This is a genomic window from Psychromonas sp. Urea-02u-13, from assembly GCF_002835995.1.
In the GTDB taxonomy this organism is placed as follows: domain Bacteria; phylum Pseudomonadota; class Gammaproteobacteria; order Enterobacterales; family Psychromonadaceae; genus Psychromonas.
In genome coordinates this window covers 1-1,025 of the sequence record NZ_PJBZ01000209.1, presented here as the reverse complement: position 1 = coordinate 1,025, position 1,025 = coordinate 1, and the positions used below count along the sequence as shown (strand labels likewise).

The window sequence follows — 1,025 nt, the reverse complement described above, 5'->3', positions numbered from 1 at the left end:
TAATTTTTCAAATAGGTAATGATTATCAAAGGTTAATGGACCACGGGCGCCAACACTAATGCTGGTATTGTCATCGGCAACAGGTGCGCCGTTTACGGATGTTAAACGAGTTTTATTATCTGACATGTGAACCCCTAAATATAAGACTAACAAGTACTTAGTTAGTGAATAAAAACTAACTAAGAGGATAGATCAAATATTAGAGAATCTCATGGATAAGTAAAATCGTTTAAAACACCTAAAACCATAGCTAAAAACTATCTTGTTTTAGTTTATAAAAAATGATGACCTTAGCTTATTGATTTAGCATAATAAATTGATAAAGCGACACAATAGCCGTCTCAATATGCTGTTGATGTTTAAAGCCACTTTTAACACGTGGTTTTAAATCGTGATCACCATCTTCAAGCCAACACCATTGAATCGATTCAGGTAAACCGTAACTATCAACCTCTTCGCGACTGCCCAGTTTATCTCTGTCACCTTGCACCATTAATAACGGTACCTTTATATCGGGTAAATGTTCAGTGCGTAATTTTTCAGGTTTACCCTGAGGATGAAAAGGATAACCCACACAAGCAACGCCTTTTATTAATTGATGAGCCTGTGAAAATTCAGGATCAGCCACTAACAAACTTGCCATACGTCCACCCATTGATTTCCCGCCAATGACCATAGGTTGATTAAGCTGTTTTATTAGCTCATCAAACTGCGCAAGTAATTTAGGCGCACGCTCAGGGGGGCGACGGCTACCCGTTTCCACTCGTTGTTGCATGTAATTGTAATTAAAACGTGCCACACGAATGCCTTTGTTGGCTAAACCGACCGCCACTTGCTCCATAAAGTCAGAGGTTAATGGCGCGCCCGCTCCGTGAGAGAAAACAAATAAAGGGCCATCTTCAGGGCCGTTGAATACAATTTCCATGTTATTCCAAAAGGTTGAATATTTTATGAGGAAATAATGAAGTAGCCGTGACAGGAAGTAAACTAAATAAAACAGGAAGTAAACTAAAATAGCGCTTTAT

General features: G+C 38.8%; 1 protein-coding gene. It reads right to left on the bottom strand.

What is annotated here, in order from left to right; translation table 11 throughout:
* Positions 1-295: 295 nt before the first annotated feature.
* A complete protein-coding gene (locus tag CXF74_RS21430) occupies positions 296-925 on the bottom strand; it encodes an alpha/beta family hydrolase (protein ID WP_101084674.1) in 630 nt (209 codons plus the stop codon).
* Between the last annotated feature and the right edge of the window lie 100 nt (positions 926-1,025).

Excerpts from the sequence above, each read along its gene's own strand:
- CXF74_RS21430 (WP_101084674.1), bottom strand. The coding sequence starts at position 925 with ATGGAAATTGTATTCAACGGCCCTGAAGATGGCCCTTTATTTGTTTTC.